The organism is Streptomyces cinereoruber (assembly GCF_009299385.1).
GTDB lineage: Bacteria > Actinomycetota > Actinomycetes > Streptomycetales > Streptomycetaceae > Streptomyces > Streptomyces bikiniensis.
Genome location: NZ_CP023693.1, coordinates 1,347,417 through 1,372,255 on the forward strand (window position 1 = coordinate 1,347,417; position 24,839 = coordinate 1,372,255).

Sequence of the window (24,839 nt, forward strand, 5' to 3'; positions counted from 1 at the left end):
CGCGCGCGGGCAGCGACGAACCGCCCGGCGGCGAGGGATCGCCACCCGGGCCCGGTCTTCGTCGGGAAAGGTCTCCGCGCGCGCTAGGCGGCGGGAGGCGGAAGCACGGTCGCATGCATGATCGGCACCCTACGGGGCGGTCCGCCCGGCGGACAACCCGGCCTCTTGACCGGCCGCGCCGTCCCCGGACCCGGTACCGCTCCCGGCCCCGGCACCGTCCCCAGACCTGGTACCACTCCCGATCCCGGCCCCGGTTTCGGCACCGCCCTCGGCCTCGGCCCCGGTCCCGGCCGTGAGCGCGCCCACGTCCCCCGTCCCGCCGGCCACGGGCCCGGCCGACGGCGCCTTCGGCGTCGAGGACTGGGCGATGAAGGCGCCGACGAGGACCACCGCGCCGCCGACGATCTGCGGCGCGCCCAGGTGCTCGCCGAGCAGGACCCAGGCCAGGACGGTCGCGATGACGGCCTCCAGGCAGGCCACGACGCCCGCCACCTGTGGGGAGAGCCGGCGTACCGAGATGACGCCGGTGGTGTAGGCGAAGACGGTGGCGATCAGCACGATCCAGCCGAGCAGCAGCCAGGCGGGCACAGCGGTGCCGTCCATGGCGGCGTGGCCCCCGAGGACCGCCCAGTCCATGCCCCAGGGCCGGGCCACGACGGTCAGGACGAGCGCGCCGATGAGGAGTCCGTACGCGATGACGCCGACCGGATCGGGCCGCTCGGCCCCTCCGTCACCGTCGGCGCCCTGGTCGGAGAGGACGAAGTAGCCGACCTGGCAGCAGGCGGCGGCGAGCGCCAGGAGGAGGCCGAGGAGGTCGAAGCCCAGCCCGGACCAGACCTGGACGACGCACGCGAGGCCGCCGACGGCGAGGACGACGCCGAAGGCGGCGGCGCGGGTGACGGGCCGGCGCTGGACGAAGCGGACCCAGCCGAGGACGAGGGCCGGGGCGAGGTACTCGATGAGGAGGGCGACGCCGACGGGGATGCGGGAGATCGAGGCGAAGTAGAAGGCCTGGACGCCGGCGACGGCGAGGAGGCCGAAGCCCACGAGGAGGGCGGGTTCGCGGCGCAGGAGGTCCCGGTGGCGCCAGGCCACCGGGAGCATGAGGAGCGCGGCGCCGGCGACCCGGAGCCAGACGACGTGGAGCGAGTCGAGTCCCGCCTCGATGAGCGGCTTGGCCGCCACTCCCGAACCACCGAATGCGAAGGCCGAGGCCAGGGCGAGTCCCAGGCCGGCGCTTCTCCCCTGAGACGCGTGCATGGGGTCATCATGACAGGGCGCCGTCAGGGGTGTAACCCCCGTTACACCTGTTGAGACGGTCCCTCGCGGCGGGTGCCGCCCGAGGCACCGTCGGGAGCGGGGCCGCCGACGCCGTCGAGGGCCTCGCGCGGGGTGGCGGCGAGGTCGGCGCGGGCGGCCAGGGCGGCCGGGTCGATCCCGGCGCGGCGCAGCACCTCGACGGCCCGGCTCTCGGGGTCGGCGGCGACGGCGGCGAGCAGGTCGACGCCCCGGGCCTGCGGTTCGCCGCGTCCGGCGGCCCGCCGGAGGGCGCCCTCCAGGGCGCCGGCCGCGGCCGGCGACCAGCCGGGGGCCCGTACTTCGCGGGACTCGACCCCGCGCGTCGCGGGCAGCATGCGCCGGGCCGCGGACTCCTCGACGGAGCGCTGCCAGCGCAGGCCGTAGCCGATGGACCGCTGGACGAGGTAGCCGAGGACGCGGGCGAGCCGGTCGCCGCTCTCGAACACGGCGGCGGCCTCGGGGTCGGACTCGACGAGCGAGTGCAGCAGGTGCGCGGTGTCGATCTGACGGTCCCCGTCCCGGAGGGCCCTGCGGCGCGCGCCCGAGACGGCCGCCGCGAGCGGGGGCGTCAGGAAGGGGGCGAGCTCCGCGCGCGGGGCGACGGACTGCCGGAACGACGGGGGGCGCGGGACGGGACTGTGCACGCTCCCACCTCATCAGGCTCCGGCGGCCGGAACATCACCGGAGAGAAGCATGTCCGCATCCCACCGGAGTCGGGCACGGACGCGCGATTCCTCCTCCTTGCGAAGGAGATTGCGCGTGTCGCCCCCGAGAGGCGCGCGCCGCCTTGCTTCGCGCCCCTTCTGCAACCACGACCCCCTCTCCGCTCGTCTTCCGAACGTGTTCTGGATGGTGGGTCTGCTCGCGCTCGACGGGCGGCAGTACGTGTACCGGGTGTACGCGCCCCGGGAGGCGCTGCCGGCCGATCTGTTCTGGGCCGCGTTCCACTGCCACGAGGAGGACGGGGCGCCGCGCGCCTCCGACAGCTTCGACGCGGCGGAGATCTGGTGGATCGGCGACGGGGCGGGCCCGACCACGGCGGAGCTGACGGTCCACAGGTCCTGAGCGCCCGGGAAACGGGGGAAGGGGCCCGCGGCGACTGCCGCGGGCCCCTTCCCTTTTTTCCTCCTGCCTCAGTGCTCGTCGGCCAGGATCAGGTACAGCTTCTTGCGCGCCTCGTTGATCACGGCGACCGCCTTCTCCCGCTGCTCGGGGCTGCCGGTCTTCCAGACCTGCCCGAACGCCTCCATCAGGCCGAAGCCGGCCTGCCGGATCTCGTTCACGGCGTCCCAGTCGACTCCGCGCCCGGCCTCCTCCCAGGGGGCCTCGGGACCGTTCTCGGCCTCGGCGCGCCCGGAGTCGGTGAGCGTGAACAGCTTCTTGCCGCCCTCGCTCGCGCTGATGATCAGCCCCTCGTCCTCCAGGAGCTGGAGGGTGGGGTAGACGGAGCCGGGACTGGGCTTCCAGGCCCCGTCGCTGCGCTCGCCGATCTCGCGGATCATCTCGTAACCGTGCATCGGGCGGTCCTTCAGGAGCGCCAGGATCGAGGCCCGCACGTCACCGCGCCGCGCCCGTCCCCGGCCGCCTCCGCCGCGCCCCCGCCCCCCGAAGGGGCCTCCGCCGAACGGCCCGCCGCCGAACCCGGGCCCGAAGGGTCCGAACGCGGCACGCCGCCCCTCGAAGTCTCCCCGGCCTCCGGGGCCACGGCCTCCACGACCGGCTCCGTGTCCGTTTCCGTACTCGTGTCCATGTGAACGCATCGCAACGCTCCTTCCATCGGGATTCCTTCTGCGAACCATCGCGATGCGTCAACGATATATCGGAACTGTTCGGTAGGCAAGAAGTCGAGAGGGCGATGGACGGATACCGAACACCAGTTCGATAGAAAGGGAAAAGAAAATAGAGGGTGCCCCGGCCGGGACACCCTCACGGACCTCAGTCCAGACAGAACTCGTTGCCCTCGATGTCCTGCATCGCGATGCAGGACTCGTTCTCCTCGTCGGCGAACAGCGTGTACAGATGGACCGCGCCGAGCTCGACCAGCCGGGCGCACTCGGCCTGGAGCGTGGTGAGCCGCTCCTCGCCCACGAGCCCGGTGCCGGCCCGTACGTCGAGGTGCACCCGGTTCTTGACGACCTTGCCCTCGGGGACGCGCTGGAAGAGCAGCCGCGGGCCCTCGCCCGAGGGATCGACGCAGGAGAACCACTTCACCTCGCGCCCGGGCGGCAGCGAGCGGTGGTACTCCTCCCACGTGTCGAAACCCTCCGGCACCGGCGACACGACGTAGCCCAGCACCTCGCACCAGAAACGGGCGAGGCGTTCGGGATCGGCACAGTCGAAGGTGACCTGGAACTTCTTGATCGTCGGCATCCGCACACCCTAGGGGCGCGTGCCGCCCGCCAGAAACCCCTATTTGACCTTGTCACGGTGTCAAGCCCTTCACTGGCGCCGAGGAGGTGGTCCCGATGACCATGCCGAAGGAAGAGGACGAGACCGTACGGGTTCCGGGGGCTCTGGGAGCGCTGGGGAGCGACGACCCGTCGGTCCGGCTGCGGGCGGCCCTGGCGGTCGGCTCGGCCCCGGACCGGGGGTCCGTGGACGAACTGGTCGAACGGTGCGCGGTCGAACCCGACTTCTCCGTACGGGAGATGCTGACGTGGGCGCTCACCCGCCACCCGCCGTCGGTGACGGTCCCGAGGCTCCTCCCCGAGGTCCGCTCGGAGAGCGCGCAGGCCCGGAGCCAGGCCCTGCACACCCTGTCCAAGATCGGGGACCGGCGGGCGTGGCCGGTGATCACCCCGGCACTGCTGTCCGACGCCGACGACGAGGTGGCCCGGAGCGCCTGGCGGGCGGCGGTCGTGCTCGTGCCCGAGGGTGAGGAGCACGGGCTGGCCGTAGGGTTGGCGACACAGCTCGGGCGCGGCGGACGCGAGACGCGGCTGAGCCTCAGCCGGGCGCTGATCGCGCTCGGGGAGGCGGCGGTGCCGGTCCTCGCCGCGGCGGCGACGGACCCCGGCCCCGAGGTGCGGGCGCACGCGATCGCCACGGAGCGGCTGCGGCGCGACCCGGACGCCGGATTCGAGTGCGCGGTCGAGGAGGCGAAGCGCGTCGTGGCCCTCGGCGTGGCCGGCCAGGAGGAGTGACAGGCGTGTTGATCGGTGACGTGGCCCGGCGGTCCGGGGTCAGCGCCCGCATGCTCCGGCACTACGAGTCGCTCGGCCTGGTGCGCCCGACGGGCCGCACCGGCTCGGGCTACCGGGAGTACTCCGACGAGGACATCCGGCGGATCTTCCACATCGAGAGCCTGCGGTCGCTGGGCCTCTCGCTGCGCGAGGTCGGGCGCGCCCTCGACGATCCCGGCTTCGCGCCCGCCGAGCTCGTCGCCGACCTCGCCCGCCGGACCCGGGAACGCATCGCGGCGGAGACGGAACTGCTCACGCGGCTCCGCCGGATCGACGCGGCGGGACCCGCCGGCTGGGAGGACGTCCTCCGGACCGTCGCGCTCCTCCAGGCGCTGGGGTCGAACGACGCGGACGCGCGCCAGCGCGCGGCCCTGTCCACCTCCGAGGAGACCTCCCTGCCGGTGGAGGCCCTGGTCGAGGCCGTACTGGACGAGTCGGACCCGAACGTCGCCGGGGCCCTCCGCTGGGCCCTGGCGCGAACGGACGGGGACGCTCCGGCACTCCTGGCGGAGGGCCTGGACTCCCCCACGGCCGAGGTGCGGGAACGTGCCGTGCGGTCCCTCGCCGAGCTGCCGGACGACGAGGCGACGACCGCACTCCTGCGGGACGCCCTCGCGCACCCCGACGCCACGGTCCGCCGGCACGCGGCCGTGGCACTCGGGGCGCGGGGAGCGGCCGACACGGTCCCGGTCCTGGTCGACATGGTCGTCGGGGAGACGGGCAGAACGGACGAGACGGAGGGGACAGAGGGGGCGGAGGGAGCGGTGGGGACGAACGACGTCGACGCGGCCGACACCCTGAGCGCCCTCGCGGACGACCCCGTACTCGCGGACCGGATCGCCGGCGCCCTGGTCGACCGCCTCTCCCACGCCACCACCGGAACGCCCGCGCGCCGCCGCCTGACCCAGGCCCTCGCGGACATCCCCGGCCCCACGGCGTCCCGCGCCCTCGAGGCCCTGTCCCACGACGAGGACCCCGCCGTCGCCCTCACCGCGAGGTACGTCCTCGAACTGCGCGCCGGCCGCTGACGCGCCCCGGCACCGGATGCCGGGCGCGCGTACCGGGGTGCCGCCGGGCGCCCCGAACCCGGCGGCGCAGACGGCACCGTCACGAACCCCCGCCGCCGGACCCTCGGCGGCGTTCCCGGCGCGCCCGCGCGGCCCGGACCAGGCGGGTGGTCCCGTACCCGAGGAGCCAGGGCAGCAGCGTGATGCCGCCGATGTGGACGGTGGCGTAGCCGACGAGGTCCTCGGTGCGCTTCTCCTGGTCCAGGGGCAGGACCATCACGGCCGCGGAGACCCCCACCGGCACCAGCGGGAGCAGTACCGACCACAGGCGCGGCCGCCACCCGGGCCGGGCCGCGCACCACGCCCCCGCGGCCCCCATCAGGAAGGGCCCGAACGGCACCCACAGCAGCACCGGATAGAGGAACAGGACCCACCAGTCGTCCGCGTACCCGAACATCATCGAAGCCCCCCGAGTCCGCGCACGGCGACACCTTCCACGTCCGATTCCACGTCCGACGACGCGCAAAGCGGCCGGTCCAGTTCTCCGCGATTGGCCTTGGCCGCCGGAAAACCGCCCCCAGTACCGTCGGCGCCATGCGCATCCGAATCGTCGACGCCTTCACCGATCGGCCCTTCTCCGGCAACCCCGCGGGGGTCCTCCTCCTCGACTCCTTCCCCGAGGACGCCTGGCTCCAGAGCGTCGCCGCCGAGGTCAACCTCTCCGAGACCGCCTTCGCCCACCCGCTGCCGGCCGGCGGCGAGGCGGACTGGGCCCTGCGCTGGTTCACGCCGACCACCGAGGTCGACATGTGCGGCCACGCCACCCTGGCCACCGCCCACGTCCTGCACACCACCGGCGCCGCGACCGGCACCGTCCGCTTCGCGGCCCGCTGCGGCGTCCTCGGCGCCACCGCCGAGGCCGACGGCACGATCACCATGGACTTCCCGACCTCGCCCCTCACCCCCGTCGCGGTCCCGGACGGCCTGGAGAAGGCGCTCGGCGCCGAGATCGTCGCCGTCCACGACACCGGGGCCCACATCGGGGACCTCCTCGTCGAACTGCGCGACGAGACCGCCGTCCGCTCCCTCGCCCCGGACTTCGCCGCCCTGAAGACCATGTCCTCGCGCGGGACCATCGCGACCGCCGCCGCCGAACGCCCGGACGGCGGCTACGACTTCGTCTCGCGCGGCTTCTTCCCGGCCGTCGGCATCGACGAGGACCCGGTGACCGGGAGCGCCCACACCGCGCTCGCCCCCTACTGGTCGGCCCGGTTCGGCCGCGACGACCTCACCGGCCTCCAGGGCGGCGCCCGCACCGGCCTCGTCCGCACCCGCCTGCGCGGCGACCGCACCCTCCTCGGCGGCCGTGCCGTCACGGTCGTCGAGGGCGAGCTGCACGCCTGACACCCGTCCGCGAGAACGGTGAAGGGGCGTACGGAGGATCCCGTACGCCCCTTCACCGTGGACGACCGCCCGTCACACGGTCGGCAGCCACCCCACCTTCCCGGCGAGCAGCCCGTACCCGACGAAGGCCACGATGTCGAGCAGCGCGTGCGCCACGACCAGCGGCCCGACCCGGCCCCAGCGGCGGTACAGCAGGACGAAGACCACGCCCATCACCACGTTGCCGATGAAGCCGCCGACGCCCTGGTAGAGGTGGTACGAGCCGCGCAGCACCGAGCTGGCCACGAGCGCCGCCATCGGCGTCCACCCCAACTGCCCCAGTCTGCGCAGCAGGTAGCCGACGACGATGACCTCCTCCACGACGGAGTTCTGGATCGCCGACAGGATGAGGACCGGGTACTTCCACCACACGTCCGGCAGCGACTCGGGCACCACCGTCAGGTTGAACCCGGTCGCCCGCGCCGCCAGGTAGAAGGCGAGCCCGGCGCTGCCGATCCCCGCCGCGACCAGCGCCCCGCGCCCGAGGTCGGGCCACGGGCGGGTGCGGTCGAAGCCGATGGCCCGCATCCCGGCGCCCTCGCGCAGCAGCAGGTGGGCGACGAGGACGACCGGCACCAGGGCCGTGGCGATGCCGAAGAGCTGCCAGGACAGGTCGAGCCACGGCCGCCCGGGGGCGTACGAGCCGTTGAGCGTCGCCGCCTGCTCCTTCAGCGCCCCGGGCTTGGTCAGCGAGCCGACGAAGCTGATGAGGGCCGACACCGCGCTCGCCCCGAGCGAGAGGGCGAGCACGATGAGCGTCTCGGAGCGCAGCACCGTGCGCGGCAGGCCCCCGGGGGGCGGGGAAGCGTCTCTCACGCGTTGCTCCGACACCACGCCTGTCCCCGCTTTCCGAACGACCCGAACCGTCCGGACATGATCGCCCATGAACCGCCCGGGAGGGGCGCGGGGACCGGGAAGCGGGTGTCAGTGGATCCCCACCGGCCAGGTGTGGACCGGCTCCCCCTCCCGCATCAGCGTCCGGTACCGGCGCGTCATCGCCGCGAGCGCCGTCTTCCGGTCCAGGCCCGCCTCCAGGGCCCGGTGGAAGGTGTCCACCTGCCAGGAGGCTCCGTTCACCCGCCGCCGGCAGCGCTGCTCGATCACCCCGAGGTAGCGGTCCCGGTCGGCGGGCTCGACGTGCCAGGCGTCGAGCCCGGCCGCGGCGAGCGGCAGCAGCTCGTCCAGGACGAGCCGTACGGCCGGCAGGGTGGCGACGCCGCCCGCGCGCCCCGGCCGGGGCCAGCGCAGCTCCGCCTCGATGCCGTGGCGACAGGCCGTGTCGAAGTTGGCCTCGGCGTCCTCGAAGGCCAGCCGCTTCCACACGGGCCTCGGCTCGTCGGCGAGCGCGCGCACCAGGCCGTAGTAGAAGGCGGCGTTCGCGATCACGTCCGTCACGGTCGGCCCCGCCGGCAGGACCCGGTTCTCGACGCGCAGGTGCGGGACGCCGTCGACCAGGCCGTACACCGGCCGGTTCCAGCGGTAGACCGTGCCGTTGTGCAGGACGAGCTCCTGGAGGCGCGGGACCCCGCCCCGGTCGAGGACGAGCAGCGGGTCCTCCTCGTCCTGGAGGGGGAGGAGGGCGGGGAAGTAGCGCAGGTTCTCCTCGAAGAGGTCGTACGCCGAGTCGATCCAGCGCTCCCCGAACCAGGTGCGCGGCCGCACCCCCTGGGACTGGAGCTCGGGCGGCCGGGTGTCGGTGGCCTGCTGGAAGAGCGGCGGGCGGGACTCCCGCCACAGCTCGTGACCGAAGACGAAGGGGGCGTTGGCGCCGAGGGCGATCTGCACCCCGGAGACGGCCTGCGCCGCGTTCCAGACGGCGGCGAACCGGGCCGGGGTCACCTGGAGGTGGAGCTGGACCGAGGTGCAGGCGGCCTCGGGGACGATCGACTCCGAGGTGCATTGGAGGCGTTCGACGCCGTGGATGTCGAGGATGAAGTCCTCGCCCCGCGCGGCCAGTATCTGGTCGTTGAGGAGGGCGTAGCGGTCGTTGTCCGACAGGTTCTCGGGGACCAGGTCGTGCTGTTCGAGGGTGGGCAGTACGCCGATCATGACGACGCCCGCGTCGAGCTCCGCCGCCTTGCGGTCGGCGTACCCGATTCCGGTTCCGATCTCCTCCGCGAGGCGGTCGAATACGTGCCCCTCCAGCTGGTGGGGGGCGATGTTCACTTCGAGGTTGAACATTCCGAGTTCCGTCTGGAAATCGGGGCTCGCGATCTTTTCGAGAACCGGTCCGTTCAGCATGCGGGGCAGACCGTCCGCGCCGGCGAGATTGAGCTCGATCTCCACGCCCATGAGATTGCGCGGGCGGTCGAACCTCTTCTCCGCCAGGAGCCTCGCGAGCCCCGCCAGGCATTGCTGGAGTTTCCTCCGGTACTGCTGCCGGTCGGACGGGCCGAACCCGTCGGCCACGACCTTCTCGCCCATCGAAGCGTCCTTCCCCGGGTGGGCGGCCGTCAGGGCGGCCGCGCGTCACGGACCATGATGCCCACCTCTTTGATCCACAACGCCTGCGGGGCGGGCCTGTCGGAGGATAGGCTGGATGCAGCACTCCAACGGCACATTCCAGGGGCACACGACAAAAGACATATACCAATGTCATATTGTCCCGGGATTCGGGATCGCAATTCAGCCGACCGGCTCCTCGCGGTGTGCGCAGGTGAGAGGGGTATCGTCCTCCTGATTCCGCTCGGACGCCTCTCGATGACGGCCTGATGAGGTCTTGTCAGGAATATCGGCGACGTCTAGCGGAAACACTGTGTGAACACATGTCGTATAAACTCCGCGGACGAGGCAGAGTGTTGGCGCCCGGCCATGGCCCCATGGCCCCTCTCTGGCCCCGCCGCCGACAGCGCCGTCGTACCTGCCCACGCGTCACCGTGTCTCCTGAGCGAGAGGCGACCCACCATGCTCCGACCCTCCCCGGCCCCCGCGCCGGCCCTCCGCAGCGTCCTCGCGGCGCTCGGCTCACCGACCGCCGTCCGTGAGGCGCGCACCCCCGCCCTGCGGGCCGCGCAGGGACCACTGAGCCCCGAACTCCCTTTGCCCGTCCACGTGTTGGGCGTCACCGGAGCCCCGGGACACCCTCCCCGCACCCGGCTCGCCGGCTGGCGCTTCCTGATCCGGAACGGGGACCGGACGATCGCCGCCGCGGACACCATGCTCACCCCGGACGGCTGGTCCTTCTCGCACTTCTTCGAGGGGCCGTACGTCTCCGCCACGGAACGGGCCCTGCACCAGGCCGAGGGCCTGCCGGTCGCCTACCGGCCCCGGCTGCTCTCCGTGCCGGAGCTCTACATGCTGACCCTCTGGCTGCACGCCGTCCCGGAACCGGACGGCGCCACCGCCCCGGACGCCGACGACACCACCGTCGCCCCGGGCGCCGCCGACCTGATGGTGCCCCTGGCCCCCGCGCCCCCGGGGATCGCGGCCCACCGGCCGTACCCGGTCGCCGACCTCCTGCCCGTCCTCAGCACGCGCCTCGCGCCGCCGCCCCTCCTGGGCTCGGCGGCGCCCGCCTGATCCACCTCACGCGCGTCCGCGCCCCGTGGCCCGGCCGGGTCACGGGGCGCACTGCTGTCCGAACCGTCCGCCCGAACGCCCCGCCCGAACACCCCTCCCGTACGGACTAGCCCGCTCGGGCCACCCCGAACCACCCGAAGGGACGGGGTGGTTGAGCCGAACCGCCCCTGCGGGTGACGCGTCCTCCCAGGAGAGGACGAGCTGCCGCGAAATGCCTGCGGAAGTCCGTCCCGGGGGCAAGACTTGGACCGGAACCGAACCGACCGACGGGGGCGGCCATGAACGCGCAGAGCCGCAGGACATCCACCACGACGCAGCGAAAGAACCCACCCATGTGCCAGCACCAGCCCGCCTGTCCCACCGCCGACTCCGCCGACCGCGAGGCGGCCCGACTGACGGCACACCACCCCGAGCAGGGCTGGAGCCTGCTGTGCAACGGCGTCCTGCTCTTCGAGGACACCGGTGAGCTCCTGCCGGACGGGCAGATCATCGCCCCGCACCGGCCGCTCGCGGCGGGCCGGGTGACGACCGCCGCCTGAGCGAACCGTACGAGGGAGGAAGCCCGAGGGCCGGCCCGGAGAAGAACTCTCCGGGCCGGCCCTCGATCGTCGGCACCCCGTCGTGAAGGGCTGCGCCCCTACTGGTCGTACTCGTCCAGCGGCGGGCAGGAGCAGACCAGGTTCCGGTCGCCGAAGGCGCCGTCGATGCGGCGCACCGGCGGCCAGTACTTGTCGGCGGCCGAGACGCCGGCCGGGAAGACCGCCTCGTCACGGGTGTACGGGTGGTTCCACTCGCCGCCGAGCGCGGCCGCGGTGTGCGGGGCGTTGTGCAGCGGGTTGTCGTCCGCCGGCCACTCGCCCGCGGCGACCTTCTCGATCTCGGCCCGGATCGCGATCATCGTGTCGCAGAAGCGGTCGAGCTCGGTCAGGTCCTCGGACTCGGTCGGCTCGATCATCAGCGTGCCGGCCACCGGGAAGGACATCGTCGGCGCGTGGAAGCCGTAGTCGATCAGGCGCTTGGCGATGTCGTCGACGGTGACGCCGGTCGCCTTGGACAGCGGGCGCAGGTCCACGATGCACTCGTGGGCGACCAGACCGGCCGGGCCGGTGTAGAGCACCGGGAAGTGCGGCTCCAGGCGCTTGGCGATGTAGTTCGCCGCGAGCACCGCGACCTGGGTGGCGCGCTTGAGGCCCTCGCCGCCCATCAGGCGCACGTACGACCAGGAGATCGGCAGGATGCCGGCGGAGCCCCACGGGGCGGCCGAGATCGGGCCGACGCCGGTCTCCGGGCCCGCGGTGGGCTGGAGCGGGTGGTTCGGCAGGTACGGGGCGAGGTGGGCGCGGACGCCGACCGGGCCGACGCCGGGGCCGCCGCCGCCGTGCGGGATGCAGAAGGTCTTGTGCAGGTTCAGGTGCGAGACGTCGCCGCCGAAGTGGCCGGGCTTGGCCAGGCCGACCAGGGCGTTGAGGTTGGCGCCGTCGACGTACACCTGGCCGCCGGCCTCGTGGACCTCGGCGCAGATGTCCGCGACGTGCTCCTCGAACACGCCGTGCGTGGACGGGTAGGTGATCATCAGGACGGACAGCTCGTCGCGGTACTGGGCGATCTTGGCCCGCAGGTCCTCGACGTCGACCTCGCCGTCGTCGGCGGTCTTCACCACGACGACCTTCATGCCGGCCATCACCGCGGAGGCGGCGTTGGTGCCGTGCGCGGAGGACGGGATGAGGCAGACGGTGCGCTGCTCGTCGCCGTTGGCCCGGTGGTACGCGCGGACGGCGAGGAGGCCGGCCAGCTCGCCCTGCGAACCGGCGTTGGGCTGGATCGACACCTTGTCGTAGCCGGTGACCTCGGCGAGGCGCTCCTCCAGCTCGGTGATGAGCGTGACGTAGCCCTGGGCCTGCTCGACCGGGGCGAAGGGGTGGATCTGGCCGAACTCGGGCCAGGTCACCGGCTCCATCTCGGTGGTCGCGTTCAGCTTCATCGTGCAGGAGCCGAGCGGGATCATGCCGCGGTCCAGCGCGTAGTCGCGGTCCGCGAGACGGCGCAGGTAGCGCAGCATCGAGGTCTCGGAGCGGTGCGCGTGGAAGACCGGGTGGGTCAGGTACGCGTCGGAGCGCAGCAGACCGGCGGGCAGCGCGTCCTCGGTGGCGGCGTCCAGGGCCTCGACGTCGGCGGTGACGCCGAAGGCGCCCCACACGGCGGCGAGCTGCTCTCGCGTGGTGGTCTCGTCGCAGGAGACCGACACGCGGTCGGCGTCGACGCGGTACAGGTTGACGCCGGCCTCGCGGGCGGCGGCCACGACCTCGTCGGCCCTGCCGGGCACGCGGGCGGTGAGGGTGTCGAAGAAGACGTCCCCGGTCAGCTCGACACCCCCGGCGCGCAGACCGGCGGCGAGGATCGCGGCGTACCGGTGGGTGCGGAGCGCGATGCCCTTGAGGCCGTCGGGGCCGTGGTAGACGGCGTACATGCCGGCCATGACGGCGAGCAGCACCTGGGCGGTACAGATGTTGCTGGTGGCCTTCTCGCGGCGGATGTGCTGCTCGCGGGTCTGGAGGGCCAGGCGGTAGGCGCGGTTCCCGTCGGCGTCGACGGAGACGCCCACGAGGCGGCCGGGCAGGGAGCGGGCGTGCTTGTCCTGGACGGCCATGTAGCCGGCGTGCGGGCCGCCGAAGCCCATCGGGACGCCGAAGCGCTGGGTGGTGCCGACGGCGATGTCGGCGCCGAGCTCGCCGGGCGAGGTGAGCAGGGTGAGCGCGAGCAGGTCGGCGGCGACGGTGACGATCGCGCCCAGCTCGTGGGCCGCGTCGATCAGCGGCTTGATGTCGCGGACCGCGCCGGAGGCGCCGGGGTACTGGATCAGCACGCCGAAGACGCCGCGCTCGGCGACCTCGGCGGGGATGCCCTCGCTCAGGTCGGCGACGACGACCTCGATGCCGGTCGGCTCGGCGCGGGTCTCGATGACGGCGATCGTCTGCGGCAGGGCGTCGGCGTCGATCAGGAAGACGCCCTTCTTGACCTTGCCGACGCGGCGGGACAGCGCCATGGCCTCGGCGGCGGCGGTGCCCTCGTCGAGCAGGGAGGCGCCGGAGGTGGGCAGGCCGGTCAGGTCGGCGACCATCGTCTGGAAGTTCAGCAGGGCCTCCAGACGCCCCTGGGAGATCTCCGGCTGGTACGGCGTGTACGCCGTGTACCAGGCGGGGTTCTCCATCACGTTCCGGAGGATCACCGGCGGGGTGAAGGTGCCGTAGTAGCCGAGGCCGATCATCGGGGCGAGGACCTGGTTGCGGTCGGCGAGCGCGCGCAGCTCGGCGAGCACCTCGGCCTCGGTGCGCGCGGCCGGCAGGCCCAGCGCCTCGGCGTTCTTGATCACGTCCGGCACCGCGGCGGCCGTGAGCTCGTCGAGCGAGCCGTAACCGACCTGGGCGAGCATCTTGGCCCGGGCCTCGGCGTCGGGCCCGATGTGCCGCTGCTCGAAGGGGATGCCCTGCTCGAGCTCGGAGAGCGGAGTGCGGTTGGCGGTCATGTACGGAGGCCTCCTGGTCGTCACGACCTGCGAGGGGCACCACGGCGCGGGTGCCCGGACGGCCTCCCCCTCTGTCATCTCAACCTGAGAGCTTCACCGGCGCGCCTCGCGGCAGGCCGGCTTTCACCGTCGGTGAGAGCGCATGCCGTCGGACATCCGCTCTGCTTTCCAGAGTGACCTCGTCCGTGCGGTACGGGGGCCTGAGAGATTCCGGGGAGGATTTGCTCCTTCGGCGCCCACCGGAAGGTTTCTCCGGGGGACTCTCCCGCACGGGGTCGACAGCCACACCCAGCCTACCAGCGCGGTTGAGGCTCCTTTCGCTCAAGTGGCCGACATCCCGGATGTGCCCTTTGGTAGGGGGTAGAGGAGTTGCGACCAGTTGGAGGGACCGTGCAGACCGACATCGATCCGCGCAGCCTGATCGGCCGCAAGGCGTACGACCGGAACGGACACAAGATCGGCACCGTCGACGAGGTGTACCTGGACGACGCGACGGGCGTCCCGGAGTGGGCCGCGGTCCGCACGGGCCTGTTCAGCAGGGACGCGTTCGTCCCCCTGGAGCCGAGCGACCTGCTCGACGACGGCCTCCACGTCCCGTTCGAACGCGCCCTCATCAAGGACGCCCCGGACTTCGGCGTGGGCCGCCACCTCTCCCCGGAGCAGGAACTCCAGCTCTACCGCCACTACAGGCTCGCCCTCCCCCCGCCCCCCACGGACACCCCGGACAAGGACTTCGGCCGCCTGGCGGGCCAGGAGGGCGGCTGACCCGAAGCCGATCCCCGCACACCGGAAAGCCCGCCGGCCACGACGGGCGACGGTCGGCCCCCGGCCCGGCCGAAAACGCCCCGGGGCCCGCAGCCGCCGACGGCGCGGCACCACCCACGGGAGAACCCGCACCTCTGCCCACCCACCGTCACGGGCGGCGCGGGTGGGAACCCGGCCCGGCCGCAAGGCCGGGCGCACCCCCACGGCCCGCAGCCGTCGACGGCGCGGGCACCGGCACCGCCCCCGGCACAGGGTCCCGCACCAGCGGCAACGCCTCCCCCGCCTCCAGCTCCGGATCGTCCACGGCGAACGTCCGCACCCGCCCCGGCGCCGACCCCGGTTCCTCGAACCGCACCGTGACCCGCCCGAGCCCGCTCCCCTGCACCCACCCGGCCCCGTACACCGCGTGCCGCACGTCGTGCCCGGGCGCCCAGTACCGCTCGGCGGCCGCGACGGGCCCGGTCGGCTCGGCCACCGCGACCTCGGGCGCCACCGGAGCCGCACCCTCCGCGCCCCGCTCCCCCACCAGCTCCGCCTGGGCGAACAGGTCCTCCTGCGTGTAGTCCGCGAGCCCGCTCACCCCCACCCCGAGCAGCCGCACGCCCCCCGTGGTGTCCACGGAGTCGAGGAGCCGCCCCGCAGCCTCCCGTACGACCCCGAGCGCGTCCGTCGGCCCCCGCAGCGTCTCGGACCGGGTCAGCGTCGAGAAGTCGAACCTCCGCACCTTCAGGACGATCGTCCGCCCCGAGTGCCCCGACGCCCGCAGCCGCTCCACGCACCGCTCCGCGAGCCGCTCGACCTCGCCCCGGATCCGTACCCGGTCGTGCAGGTCCACGGCGAAGGTGTCCTCGACGGAGACGGACTTGGCGTCCCGCTCGGCCACCACGGGCCGGTCGTCGTACCCCTGGGCCATCCGGTACAGCGAGGCCCCGTGCGCCCGCCCCAGGAGCCGTACGAGCTCGTCCTCGCCCGCCTCCGCGAGGTCGGACACGGTCGTCATCCCGGCCCGCCGCAGGTGCTCCCCGGTCGCCGGCCCGACCCCGGGCAGGATCCGTACGGACTTCGGCCCGAGGAGCGTCCGCTCGGTGCCCGGCGGTATGAGGACGAGCCCGTCCGGCTTCGCCTGCTCGGAGGCGATCTTCGCGAGCATCTTGGACCCGGCGAGCCCCACCGACCCGGTGAGCCCGGTCGTCGCGAGGATGTCGGCCCGCAGCCGCTCCCCCGCGGCCCGCGCGCTCGCCGTGTCGTCGGCGACGCCCCCCGCCTCCAGGTCCACGAAGGCCTCGTCGAGGCTGAGGGGCTCCACGAGCGGGGACAGGCTCCCGAGCAGCCGCATGACCTGCTCGCTGATCGACCGGTAGAAGGCGAAGCGCGGCACGAGATAGGCCGCGTTCGGCGCGAGCCGTCGCGCCTGGCCCATCGGCATCGCCGAGTGGACCCCGAAGCGGCGCGCCTCGTACGAGGCGGTGGCGACCACGCCCCGCGGCCCGAGCCCGCCCACGACCACCGGTTTTCCGCGCAGGCTCGGCTTCGACGCCTGCTCGGCGGCGGCGAAGAAGGCGTCCATGTCGAGATGCAGGATCGTCGGCGCGGCTCTCACGCCTCCGATGCTCCCCCACGCCACTGACAACGCTCGACCGCCCCACGGCTCACCCCGCGGCCGGGCCGGCCCAAGAACCAAACCCGCCCCGCCCCGCGACGGGGCCGCCCCGCGATCCGTCCCGTAAACCGGTTCAGACCGCCCGGTCCCGCCGTCTCCGGGCCAGCTCGTCGCCGGGGTTGTGCCCCACGAGCGTCTCGCCGGTGTCCACCCGCTCCCCGTGGAGCTGGGAGAGCGCCGCCTCCACGTCCCGCCAGACCACCCCGACGGCGATCCCGAAGACGCCCTGCCCGCCCTGGAGCAGGTCGACGACCTCGTCGGGCGAGGAGCACTCGTAGACCGTGGCCCCGTCGCTCATGAGCGTCATCCGCTCCAGGTCCCGGAAGCCCCGGGCCCGCAGGTGCTGCACGGCGGCCCGGATGTTCTGCAGGGCCACCCCGGTGTCGAGGAAACGCTTGACGATCTTCAGGACGACGACGTCGCGGAAGCTGTAGAGCCGCTGCGTCCCCGACCCGTACGCGGGCCGCACGCTCGGCTCCACGAGCCCGGTGCGCGCCCAGTAGTCCAATTGGCGGTAGGTGATGCCGGCGGCCGCGCACGCCGTGGGGCCGCGGTAGCCGATCACCTCGTCCGCCGCCCCCGTACCGGCGTCCGTACCGAAGTCGCCCACCCTGCCGTGAAGCGGATACGGACCGTTCTCCCCGGACACCCGTCCGAGGGAGCTGCCCGCCGTACCGTCCGCGCTGCTCATCACGCCGACCCTCCGTCCTTGACCTGCCCACACGAAGGTAGGCAGTCACTCGGGGTGCGTCAACGATCGCCACACTCGGCACGCCGAGTGATAATCACCCTGAGAGTGGTTTCCCGTGTCTCTCTTCAGGGAAAGGCTACTCGAATGCTCTGACGGCGCCCCGCGAACGGCCTCCGGCCGTACCGCTCGTTCTCACTGACTGTTGGTCCCGAAGTCCTCCGGTGAGATCTGGTCGAGGAATTCGCGGAACTTCTCCACCTCGTCCTCCTGCTCGTCCGGAATCGCGATGCCGGCGTCGTCCAGGACGCCGTCGCTGCCGAAGATCGGCGTTCCGGTCCGGAGGGCCAGCGCTATCGCGTCGGACGGCCGGGCGCTCACCTCGACGCCGCTGGCGAAGACCAGTTCGGCGTAGAAGACCCCGTCACGCAGATCCGTGATGCGGACTTCGGTGAGCTCCTGCCCCACGGCCTCCAGCACGTCCTTGAACAGGTCGTGCGTCAGCGGCCGCGGAGGGGCCATCCCCTGCTGCGCGAAGGCGATCGCGGTCGCCTCCCCCGGTCCGATCCAGATGGGGAGGTAGCGATCGCCTCCCACTTCACGCAGGAGCACGATCGGCTGGTTGGAGGGCATTTCCACTCGGACACCCACAACGTCGAGCTCGTTCACACAGCAACCCTAGGACGTGCCCGACCGGTTTGGATAGTCGGGCCCCTCCGAGGTCACGTGGATCGGATGCCCAGGGCGATCTGCACCAGGGCCGCGTGCAGCCGTACGGACTGCGCGGCCAGCTCCTTGGCGGTGGCCTCCGCATGGGCCCTGGTCTGCGGATTGCGGTGCCGGCGCAGCGGCGCGACCACCTGTTCGATCAGCCCGGCCTCCCGGTCGGCGGCCGCCTTCACGGACCGCAGGTGGCGGGGCTCCAGACCGAATCTCCCCAGATCCGCCACGAGCCGGGCGACGGTGACGGCCTCGGCGTCGTAGCCCCCGCCCTCCGTCTCGGCGAGCAGACCGTACGACTCCCACTCGGCGAGCTCGGCCTCGGTGACCTCGGCGGCGGCGAGCAGCTCGTCCCGTCCGAGCCGCGCGGCGGCGGGCGGCTCCGCCTCCTGCTCCCAGGGGCCCTCCAGGAGGTCCCGTCGCCGCCCGGGGGCCGGGAGCTCGACCTGCTCCCCCCGGGCAAGGGCGTCCAGGTGCTCGCGGATGACCTTCAGCGGAAGGTAGTGGTCCCGCTGCATCCGCAGGATGCGGGCGAGCCGCTCCACGTCCTGCGGGCTGAACTTCCGGTACCCGGAGGCCGTCCGCCGGGGCTCGACGAGCCCCTCGGCCTCCAGGAACCGGATCTTGGAGATGGTCACTTCCGGAAACTCGTCGCGCAGCTGGTTCAGCACCGTGCCGATGCTGACCAGCCTGTCGCCCGCGGTGGCGGTGCCGGTTCCGGCACCGCCCGTCGGTGTTCGCAGCATGGACCTTCCCTGAAGGGGATTCCCCGGGGCGTCACACGCCCCGCTGGCTCGAATAGAAGACCAGCCGGTACTTGCCGATCTGCACCTCGTCACCGTTGGACAGAACGACGGAGTCGATCGGCTCGCGGTTGACGTACGTGCCGTTGAGGCTGCCGACGTCGGCGACGGTGAAACTGCCGTCCTGGGCCCGCCGGAACTCGACGTGCCGCCGGGAGACCGTGACGTCGTCCAGGAAGATGTCGCTCTGCGGGTGACGGCCGGCCGTCGTCAGCTCCCCGTCGAGGAGGAACCGGCTGCCGGAGTTCGGCCCCCGGCGCACCACGAGGAGCGCGGAGCCCGGCGGCAGCGCCTCCACGGCCGCCAGCGCCTCCGGGGAGAGCGAGGGCAGCGCGGTCTGGCCGGTGACCTCCGCGTCGTAGGCCTCGAGACCCGAGATGGAGATCGTGGACGTCGTCTCCGACGCGCGCTCGGGGGCGACCCCGCCCCGCAGCGGCGTGCCGCAGTGGGAGCAGAAGCGGCTGTCGGCCGCGTTGCGGTGACCGCACCTCGTACACACCGGCATGGACGCATCCTCCTGCCGCGGCTGCCCCGCCGAGGTCTGTGTCGCGTACGGGTCGGGGGCAAACCCTCCACCCGTACTTGAGGTCGATGGTTCTCCGAAACCTATGCGGGCGGCCCCGGCGGGGTCAACAGAAGACGCGCCCGGTGCGCCCGGAATGTCACCGCCCCGACCCTCGACCTCGTCACGGAAGAGCGGGCGCTCGCCGCCCTGCTCCTCGCTCTGGGCATGGCGCGGCGCGCGGTGCCGGGCGTTGCCGCCGTCCTCGCGTGCGCTCTTGCCGAACAACTTCGCAAACAACTTCACGGGCGATTCCCCTTGACCGAAACAGACCCGCCCGTGGGGCAGGACGAACCGAGATCCATCACACCTGCCGACCCGGACACCTTCACAACGTCCGTATCCTCCGGACAGTTTCCACCACGCACCACCGTTGTGATGCGCCGACCCCCCGCAAGGCCCTGCCCTTGTCGCGGGACCCCCCTCGTACGCCTCCTCACTGCGAGGACGACTGAGCGTAGTCAGGCCGCTTCGCCGGTCGCAAGGCGTCGACGACGATCTTCGCCGACCGCTCCACCGTGGCCGTGGCCTGCTCCTTCTCGAGGGTCTGCACGACACCGCCGGGGATGTTGAGCGCGGGCTCGAGATCCTCCGGCTTGCCGATGACCTTGAAGACGTACGGAGCGGCCACCTTCGTTCCATCGATCCGCATGTCGTCACCGCTACCGGTGAAATAGCTGTCCGCCACCACCCGTACGCCGTTGACCTGGATCGCCTCGGCGCCCGCCGCGCGCAGCTCCTGGATGGCGTCGAGCAGCATGTCCGACTCGACGGCCCCGGTGGGATCGCCGACGGACAGCGTGATGCCGGGCCCCTCGGCGGCGATCGTGCCGGCCAGGATGCCGAGCTGCCGCTCCTTCTCCTGGGTCTGCTTGCGCGCCTCCTCGGCCTGGTCCGAGCTGGACTCCAGCTCGGAACGCTGCTTCTCCAGGCGGGCCTTCTCGTCCTCCAGGCGCTGCGTGCGGTCGTCGAGTTCGTCGAGAATGCGCACCAGGTCCTCCTGGCGCGCGCCCCGGAGGGCGCTGTTGTCGCTGGTCGAGGAGACCTGGATGGCCAGACCGAGCCCGAGGCCGAACAGCAGCAGGGCGACGACGAGTTGGGCCCGGGTCACCCTCGGTGGCCACAGCGCGGAGACCAGCCTGCGCCGTCCGCCCTGCTCGTCCCGGACGGACACGCCCGCAGCCGGCGGTTCACCGGCCGGGGGCGGACCGGCCACCGGTGACGCCTCGGGTACGGAGGACGCCCCTGGCTCTCGTACGCCCCGGTCCGCGCTCTCCGGTGCCGCGGGCGTACCGGGCACACCCTCTCCCGCGGGCTTCCGGTGCTGGTGGGGGTGCGGGGAGGGCGGACGGAGTTCCACCTTCCGGAGGGCCCGGGTGCTCTCGTCCTCGGGCACGGCGGGCCGCTCGTGCGCCGCGGGCCTTGCCGGAACCCCTGGAGCCCCGGACTCCCCCGAAGGCCGCCGCGCTTCCGGACCACGAGGCTGCCTCGGGTCCGGTCCCTGAGGGGTTTGGGGGGTTCGGGGGCCCTGAGGATTCCGGGAAACCTGGGGGTTCTGCGGCCTCTGTGGGGCCTGAGGAGCCTGGGGGTCCTGCGGAGTCTGGGGACCCTGCGGCCTCTGCGGGCTCCGGGAGACCCCGGGATCCTCCGGATTCTCCCGGTTCTTCGGGGTCTCCGGGTTCTCGGGGTCCTGCGACCCCCGGGGGTTCTGAGGGCTCTGGGGATTCTGCGGGTTCTCGTTCATCGGCCTCACGCCCGGAAGACGTGGCGCCGGATGGCGGCCGCGTTGGAGAAGATCCGGATGCCGAGGACGACGACCACACCGGTCGACAGCTGCGCGCCCACGCCCAGCTTGTCGCCGAGGAAGACGATCAGCGCGGCCACGACCACGTTGGACAGGAAGGAGACCACGAAGACCTTGTCCACGAAGATCCCGTCGAGCATGGCCCGCAGGCCGCCGAAGACCGCGTCGAGGGCGGCGACCACGGCGATCGGAAGATAGGGCTCGACCACCGCCGGAACCTCGGGGCGGACCAACAGTCCGACCACCACTCCGACGATCAGGCCCAGTACGGCGATCACGATGTGCCCTTCCCTGTGTCGGCCGTGGCCCGACCGGAGGGCGTCGCCCCGGCCCCCCTCGGCTCTGCGGTACGTACGGTCAGGCTCGGCGCGGCCGGCAGGCGCACGTCGCCCTCGGCGGAGATGCTGCTCCTGATCCCGAAGCTCTCCACCAGCGCGTGCAGGTACTGCCCGTCGGCGCTGTCCTGGAACGCGGTGCTCAGCTTCTGCCCGTTCCCGATCGCGAGGACGGTGTACGGCGGCACCAGCGGCTTGTTGTCGACCAGTATGGCGTCGCCGGCGGCCCGGATCGCGGACAGCGATGTCAACCGCTGCCCGTTGATCGCGACGGCTTCGGCGCCCGACTCCCACAGCCCGTTGACCACGCGCTGCATGTCACGGTCGCGGACCCGGCCCGTGTCGGAGAAACCGCTGCTCTCCCGCGGCCCGCCGCCACCGGTGTCGGTGCCCTTGGCGTCGTCCACGACGAGCCGCACCCCGGGGCCGTGCACCGGCGCCGCGCCCGAGAGCAGCGCCACCAGTTCGGCCTGGTCGCCGCCGTGCTCCTGGAGCGCCTGCCGCTGACGTTCCCCGACCTCGGCCCGGATCCGCTCGATGTCCTGTTCCAGGTCGTCGGCCCCCGACGACTCCGCCTCGATCCGGTCGATCAGCTCCTGCCGCTCCTTGGCGACGACCGGAGCGGAGACCCGCGCCTCGGCCCCGCCGACGGTCACCACGGCGGCCGCGAGCAGGAGGCCGACGGCGACGCCGAGCTTCGCCCGCAGGCTGCGGGGCGTCCCGCCGCCCTCGGCGGCGCGCCGGGCGGTCGCCTCGGCGTACCCGTCGTCGAGGGCGTGGTCGATCACGTTGTTCAGCAGCGACATGGACGCGTCGGGTCGCGGCGGCGGTGATCCGGTGCTCCGAACGGGGGGCTGCTGCGACATGCCGCACATCGTCGCACGTCGCGCGGCGTACCGCCGAATGGCCCCTCCGTCCGGTGGGGAGGCACCCCTGGGGCGCCTCCCCACCGGACGGGGCGATCGCGTCAGCTACCTGCGCTGTCGACCACCGCGGCCCACTCGTCGAGCAGGGCCTGCGCGGAGGTGTCGTCGGGGCCCTCCGCCCACAGATGGGTGACGGCCTCGGCCGGGTCGGGCAGCACCATCACCCAGCGTCCGTCGGCCTCGACCACCCGGACGCCGTCGGTGGTGTCGACGGAGCGGTTGCCCGCCGCCTCGACCACCTTGCGCATCACGAGCCCCTTCACGGCCCACGGGGTCGCGATGTCCCGCTTGAGGACGTGGGCCCGCGGGATCCGGGCGTCGATCTGGCTCAGCGTGAGCTGCGTCCGCGCCACGAGACCGAGCAGTCGCACGAAGGCGGCGGTCCCGTCGAAGACGCTGCTGAACTCGGGCACGATGAACCCGCCGCGCCCGTCGCCGCCGAAGATCGTGGACTCCTCCCGGCCGACCCGCGTGAGGTCGTCGGGCGAGGTGGTCGTCCACTCGACCTGGGTGCCGTGGTACGCGGCGACCTGCTCGGCGATGCGGGTGGTGGTCACCGGCAGCGCGACCCGCCCGGAGCGCCGCTCGGCCGCCACCAGGTCCAGCATCACCAGGAGCGCCCGGTCGTCCTCGATGATCCGGCCCCGTTCGTCCACGAGCGAAAGGCGCTCGCCGACGGGGTCGAACCGCACGCCGAACGCGGCGCGCGCCGAGGCCACGATCTCCCCGAGCCGTACGAGTCCGGCCCGCCGGCTCTCGGCCGACTCCGTGGGCCTGGACTCGTCGAGACCGGGGTTGATCGTCAGCGAGTCGACCTGGAGCCGTCCGAGCAGGCTGGGCAGGACGAGCCCGGCGCTGCCATTGGAGGCGTCCACGACGACCTTGAGGCCGGCCTCCGCGATCCCGGAGGTGTCGACGTTGCGCAGCAGCGATCCGGTGTACGAGTCGAAGACGCTCGCCGGGAAGGACAGGTCTCCGATCTCACCGGGGAAGGCCCTCCGGTACTCCTGGCGCGCGAACACCCGGTCGAGCTTGCGCTGCCCGCCCTGCGAGAGGTCGGCTCCGCGCTCGTCGAAGAACATGATGTCCACGGAGTCGGGCACGCCGGGCGAGGTCCGGATCATGATGCCGCCGGCGCTTCCGCGCGCGGTCTGCTGTCTCGCCACCGGCAGCGGTACGTTCTCCAGGTCCCGTACGTCGATGGCGCTGGCCTGGAGCGCCGAGATCACCGCGCGTTTCAGCGCGCGGGCGCCCCGGGAGTGGTCACGGGCCGTGGTGACGGTCGAGCCCTTCTTCAGGGTCGTGGCGTACGCGCCCGCGAGGCGGACGGCCAGCTCGGGGGTGATCTCCACGTTGAGGATGCCGGAGACTCCGCGCGCCCCGAAGAGGTGGGCCTGGCCCCGGGACTCCCAGATGACCGAGGTGTTGACGAACGCACCGGCCTCGATCGTCTTGAACGGGTAGACCCGGACGTTGCCCTGCACGATCGATTCCTCACCGACCAGGCACTCGTCCCCGATGACGGCTCCGTCCTCGATCCGGGCGGCCCGCATGACGTCGGTGTTCTTGCCGATCACACAGCCGCGCAGATTGCTCTGCTGACCGATGTAGACGTTGTCGTGGACGACGGCCTTGTGCAGGAAGGCGCCGCTCTTGACGACGACGTTCGAGCCGACGACGGTGTGCTCGCGGATCTCGGCACCGGCCTCGACCTTGGCGTAGTCACCGATGTAGAGCGGCCCCCGCAGCACGGCGTCGGGGTGCACCTCGGCGCCTTCCGAGACCCATACTCCGGGCGAGATCTCGAAGCCGTCGATGTCGACCTGGACCTTGCCCTCCAGGACGTCCGCCTGGGCCTTCACATAGCTCTCGTGCGTACCGACGTCCTCCCAGTAGCCCTCGGCGACATAGCCGTAGATCGGCTTGCCCTCCTTCATGAGCTGCGGGAAGACGTCTCCCGACCAGTCGACCGACTTGTCGGCCTCGACGTAGTCGAACACCTCGGGCTCCATCACGTAGATGCCCGTGTTCACGGTGTCCGAGAAGACCTGGCCCCAGGTCGGCTTCTCCAGGAAGCGTTCGACCTTGCCCTCCTCGTCGACGATCGTGATACCGAACTCCAGGGGGTTCGGCACCCGGGTGAGGCAGACCGTGACGAGTGCGCCCTTCTCCTTGTGGAAGGCGATGAGATCGGTGAGATCGAAATCGGTGAGCGCGTCCCCCGAGATGACGAGGAAGGCGTCGTCCTTCAGCGCTTCCTCGGCGTTCTTCACGCTTCCCGCTGTACCGAGCGGCTTCTCCTCGTTGGCGTAGGTGAGCTCCATCCCGAGCTCTTCGCCGTCACCGAAGTAATTTCGGACGAGAGAGGCGAGAAACTGCACGGTGACGACGGTCTCGTTGAGACCGTGCCTCTTGAGCAGTCGTAGGACGTGCTCCATGATCGGCCGGTTCACCACCGGCAGAAGAGGCTTGGGCATGCTCGAGGTCATGGGGCGAAGACGGGTTCCCTCGCCACCGGCCATCACGACGGCCTTCATGTCGGAAGCGTCCTCCTTCAAGAGATGACGGTCCTGCCGACTTCGCCTGTCCGCTCAGTAGCCCGC

General features: G+C 72.4%; 24 protein-coding genes and 1 riboswitch. Of the genes, 7 read left to right on the plus strand and 17 right to left on the minus strand.

Translation table 11 applies throughout. The features are described from left to right. Nucleotides 1–129: 129 nt before the first annotated feature. Entirely contained in the window at nt 130–1,260 is a 1,131-nt protein-coding gene (locus CP977_RS05815; RefSeq protein WP_152369732.1) for an EamA family transporter, read from the minus strand. Between the two features lie 41 nt (nt 1,261–1,301). Then, complete coding sequence (locus tag CP977_RS05820) at nt 1,302–1,943, minus strand: Clp protease N-terminal domain-containing protein (protein ID WP_062758237.1); 642 nt, start codon at nt 1,941–1,943, stop codon at nt 1,302–1,304. 196 nt (nt 1,944–2,139) lie between these two features. On the opposite strand from CP977_RS05820, the gene CP977_RS05825 reads away from it, so the two are divergent. Next, entirely contained in the window at nt 2,140–2,364 is a 225-nt protein-coding gene (locus CP977_RS05825; protein ID WP_062758239.1) for a hypothetical protein, read from the plus strand. A 68-nt stretch (nt 2,365–2,432) separates the two neighbouring features. Here the strand turns inward: CP977_RS05825 and CP977_RS05830 are convergent, their stop codons facing one another. Both CP977_RS05830 and CP977_RS05835 read right to left on the minus strand, forming a co-directional pair. Beyond that, nucleotides 2,433–3,059 (minus strand): PadR family transcriptional regulator, encoded by a 627-nt coding sequence (locus tag CP977_RS05830; RefSeq protein WP_079131424.1) that lies wholly within the window; start codon nt 3,057–3,059, stop codon nt 2,433–2,435. 175 nt (nt 3,060–3,234) lie between these two features. Further along, a complete protein-coding gene (locus CP977_RS05835) occupies nt 3,235–3,669 on the minus strand; it encodes a VOC family protein (protein WP_062758244.1) in 435 nt (144 codons plus the stop codon). 95 nt (nt 3,670–3,764) lie between these two features. Here CP977_RS05835 and CP977_RS05840 point away from each other — a divergent pair, with 95 nt between their 5' ends. Beyond that, the gene (locus tag CP977_RS05840) at nt 3,765–4,442 is read left to right on the plus strand and encodes a HEAT repeat domain-containing protein (protein ID WP_062758245.1); all 678 of its coding nucleotides are present in this window, start codon (nt 3,765–3,767) and stop codon (nt 4,440–4,442) included. Nucleotides 4,443–4,447: 5 nt separating this feature from the next. Then, entirely contained in the window at nt 4,448–5,509 is a 1,062-nt protein-coding gene (locus CP977_RS05845; protein WP_109186615.1) for a MerR family transcriptional regulator, read from the plus strand. A gap of 79 nt (nt 5,510–5,588) precedes the next feature. Here the strand turns inward: CP977_RS05845 and CP977_RS05850 are convergent, their stop codons facing one another. After that, nucleotides 5,589–5,948: a hypothetical protein gene (locus tag CP977_RS05850; RefSeq protein ID WP_152369733.1), complete on the minus strand. Its 360-nt coding sequence runs from the start codon at nt 5,946–5,948 to the stop codon at nt 5,589–5,591. A gap of 134 nt (nt 5,949–6,082) precedes the next feature. On the opposite strand from CP977_RS05850, the gene CP977_RS05855 reads away from it, so the two are divergent. After that, nucleotides 6,083–6,892, plus strand: a complete 810-nt coding sequence (locus tag CP977_RS05855; RefSeq protein ID WP_062758248.1) for a PhzF family phenazine biosynthesis protein — start codon at nt 6,083–6,085, stop codon at nt 6,890–6,892. A 72-nt stretch (nt 6,893–6,964) separates the two neighbouring features. On the opposite strand, the gene CP977_RS05860 is transcribed toward CP977_RS05855, so the two are convergent. Both CP977_RS05860 and CP977_RS05865 read right to left on the minus strand, forming a co-directional pair. Next, nucleotides 6,965–7,747, minus strand: a complete 783-nt coding sequence (locus CP977_RS05860) for a CPBP family intramembrane glutamic endopeptidase (RefSeq protein ID WP_062758250.1) — start codon at nt 7,745–7,747, stop codon at nt 6,965–6,967. Between the two features lie 108 nt (nt 7,748–7,855). Further along, complete coding sequence (locus CP977_RS05865; protein ID WP_062758252.1) at nt 7,856–9,355, minus strand: glutamate-cysteine ligase family protein; 1,500 nt, start codon at nt 9,353–9,355, stop codon at nt 7,856–7,858. A 480-nt stretch (nt 9,356–9,835) separates the two neighbouring features. Here CP977_RS05865 and CP977_RS05870 point away from each other — a divergent pair, with 480 nt between their 5' ends. Both CP977_RS05870 and CP977_RS05875 read left to right on the plus strand, forming a co-directional pair. After that, a complete protein-coding gene (locus CP977_RS05870; RefSeq protein ID WP_062758253.1) occupies nt 9,836–10,450 on the plus strand; it encodes a hypothetical protein in 615 nt (204 codons plus the stop codon). A 332-nt stretch (nt 10,451–10,782) separates the two neighbouring features. Then, complete coding sequence (locus tag CP977_RS05875; protein WP_030221925.1) at nt 10,783–10,989, plus strand: DUF5999 family protein; 207 nt, start codon at nt 10,783–10,785, stop codon at nt 10,987–10,989. A gap of 98 nt (nt 10,990–11,087) precedes the next feature. Here the strand turns inward: CP977_RS05875 and gcvP are convergent, their stop codons facing one another. Further along, nucleotides 11,088–13,973 (minus strand): aminomethyl-transferring glycine dehydrogenase, encoded by a 2,886-nt coding sequence (gcvP, locus tag CP977_RS05880; RefSeq protein WP_152369734.1) that lies wholly within the window; start codon nt 13,971–13,973, stop codon nt 11,088–11,090. Between the two features lie 178 nt (nt 13,974–14,151). Next, nucleotides 14,152–14,251, minus strand: a riboswitch (glycine riboswitch). Nucleotides 14,252–14,363: 112 nt separating this feature from the next. Between gcvP and CP977_RS05885 the strand changes: the two genes are divergently transcribed. Further along, a complete protein-coding gene (locus CP977_RS05885) occupies nt 14,364–14,738 on the plus strand; it encodes a PRC-barrel domain-containing protein (RefSeq protein ID WP_062758256.1) in 375 nt (124 codons plus the stop codon). A gap of 148 nt (nt 14,739–14,886) precedes the next feature. Here CP977_RS05885 and CP977_RS05890 read toward each other — a convergent pair whose 3' ends face one another. The 9 genes from CP977_RS05890 to CP977_RS05930 form a co-directional block, all read right to left on the minus strand. After that, on the minus strand, nt 14,887–16,338 hold the full coding sequence (locus tag CP977_RS05890; protein ID WP_152369735.1) for a DNA polymerase IV: 1,452 nt from the start codon (nt 16,336–16,338) through the stop codon (nt 14,887–14,889). 133 nt (nt 16,339–16,471) lie between these two features. Beyond that, nucleotides 16,472–17,089, minus strand: a complete 618-nt coding sequence (bldO, locus tag CP977_RS05895; RefSeq protein WP_183953352.1) for a whiB transcriptional repressor BldO — start codon at nt 17,087–17,089, stop codon at nt 16,472–16,474. Between the two features lie 192 nt (nt 17,090–17,281). Beyond that, a complete protein-coding gene (locus tag CP977_RS05900; RefSeq protein WP_017238433.1) occupies nt 17,282–17,755 on the minus strand; it encodes a bifunctional nuclease family protein in 474 nt (157 codons plus the stop codon). A 53-nt stretch (nt 17,756–17,808) separates the two neighbouring features. After that, entirely contained in the window at nt 17,809–18,552 is a 744-nt protein-coding gene (ftsR, locus tag CP977_RS05905) for a transcriptional regulator FtsR (RefSeq protein WP_062758263.1), read from the minus strand. 31 nt (nt 18,553–18,583) lie between these two features. Next, entirely contained in the window at nt 18,584–19,525 is a 942-nt protein-coding gene (locus CP977_RS05910) for an FHA domain-containing protein (RefSeq protein ID WP_079131470.1), read from the minus strand. 82 nt (nt 19,526–19,607) lie between these two features. Beyond that, complete coding sequence (locus tag CP977_RS05915; protein ID WP_062758267.1) at nt 19,608–20,387, minus strand: DUF881 domain-containing protein; 780 nt, start codon at nt 20,385–20,387, stop codon at nt 19,608–19,610. A 533-nt stretch (nt 20,388–20,920) separates the two neighbouring features. After that, nucleotides 20,921–21,253 (minus strand): small basic family protein, encoded by a 333-nt coding sequence (locus CP977_RS05920; protein ID WP_015032176.1) that lies wholly within the window; start codon nt 21,251–21,253, stop codon nt 20,921–20,923. Continuing rightward, complete coding sequence (locus CP977_RS05925; RefSeq protein WP_152369736.1) at nt 21,250–22,176, minus strand: DUF881 domain-containing protein; 927 nt, start codon at nt 22,174–22,176, stop codon at nt 21,250–21,252. The genes CP977_RS05920 and CP977_RS05925 overlap by 4 nt, the downstream gene beginning before the upstream one ends. Before the next feature lie 101 nt (nt 22,177–22,277). Then, on the minus strand, nt 22,278–24,773 hold the full coding sequence (locus CP977_RS05930) for a mannose-1-phosphate guanyltransferase (RefSeq protein ID WP_062758271.1): 2,496 nt from the start codon (nt 24,771–24,773) through the stop codon (nt 22,278–22,280). Between the last annotated feature and the right edge of the window lie 66 nt (nt 24,774–24,839).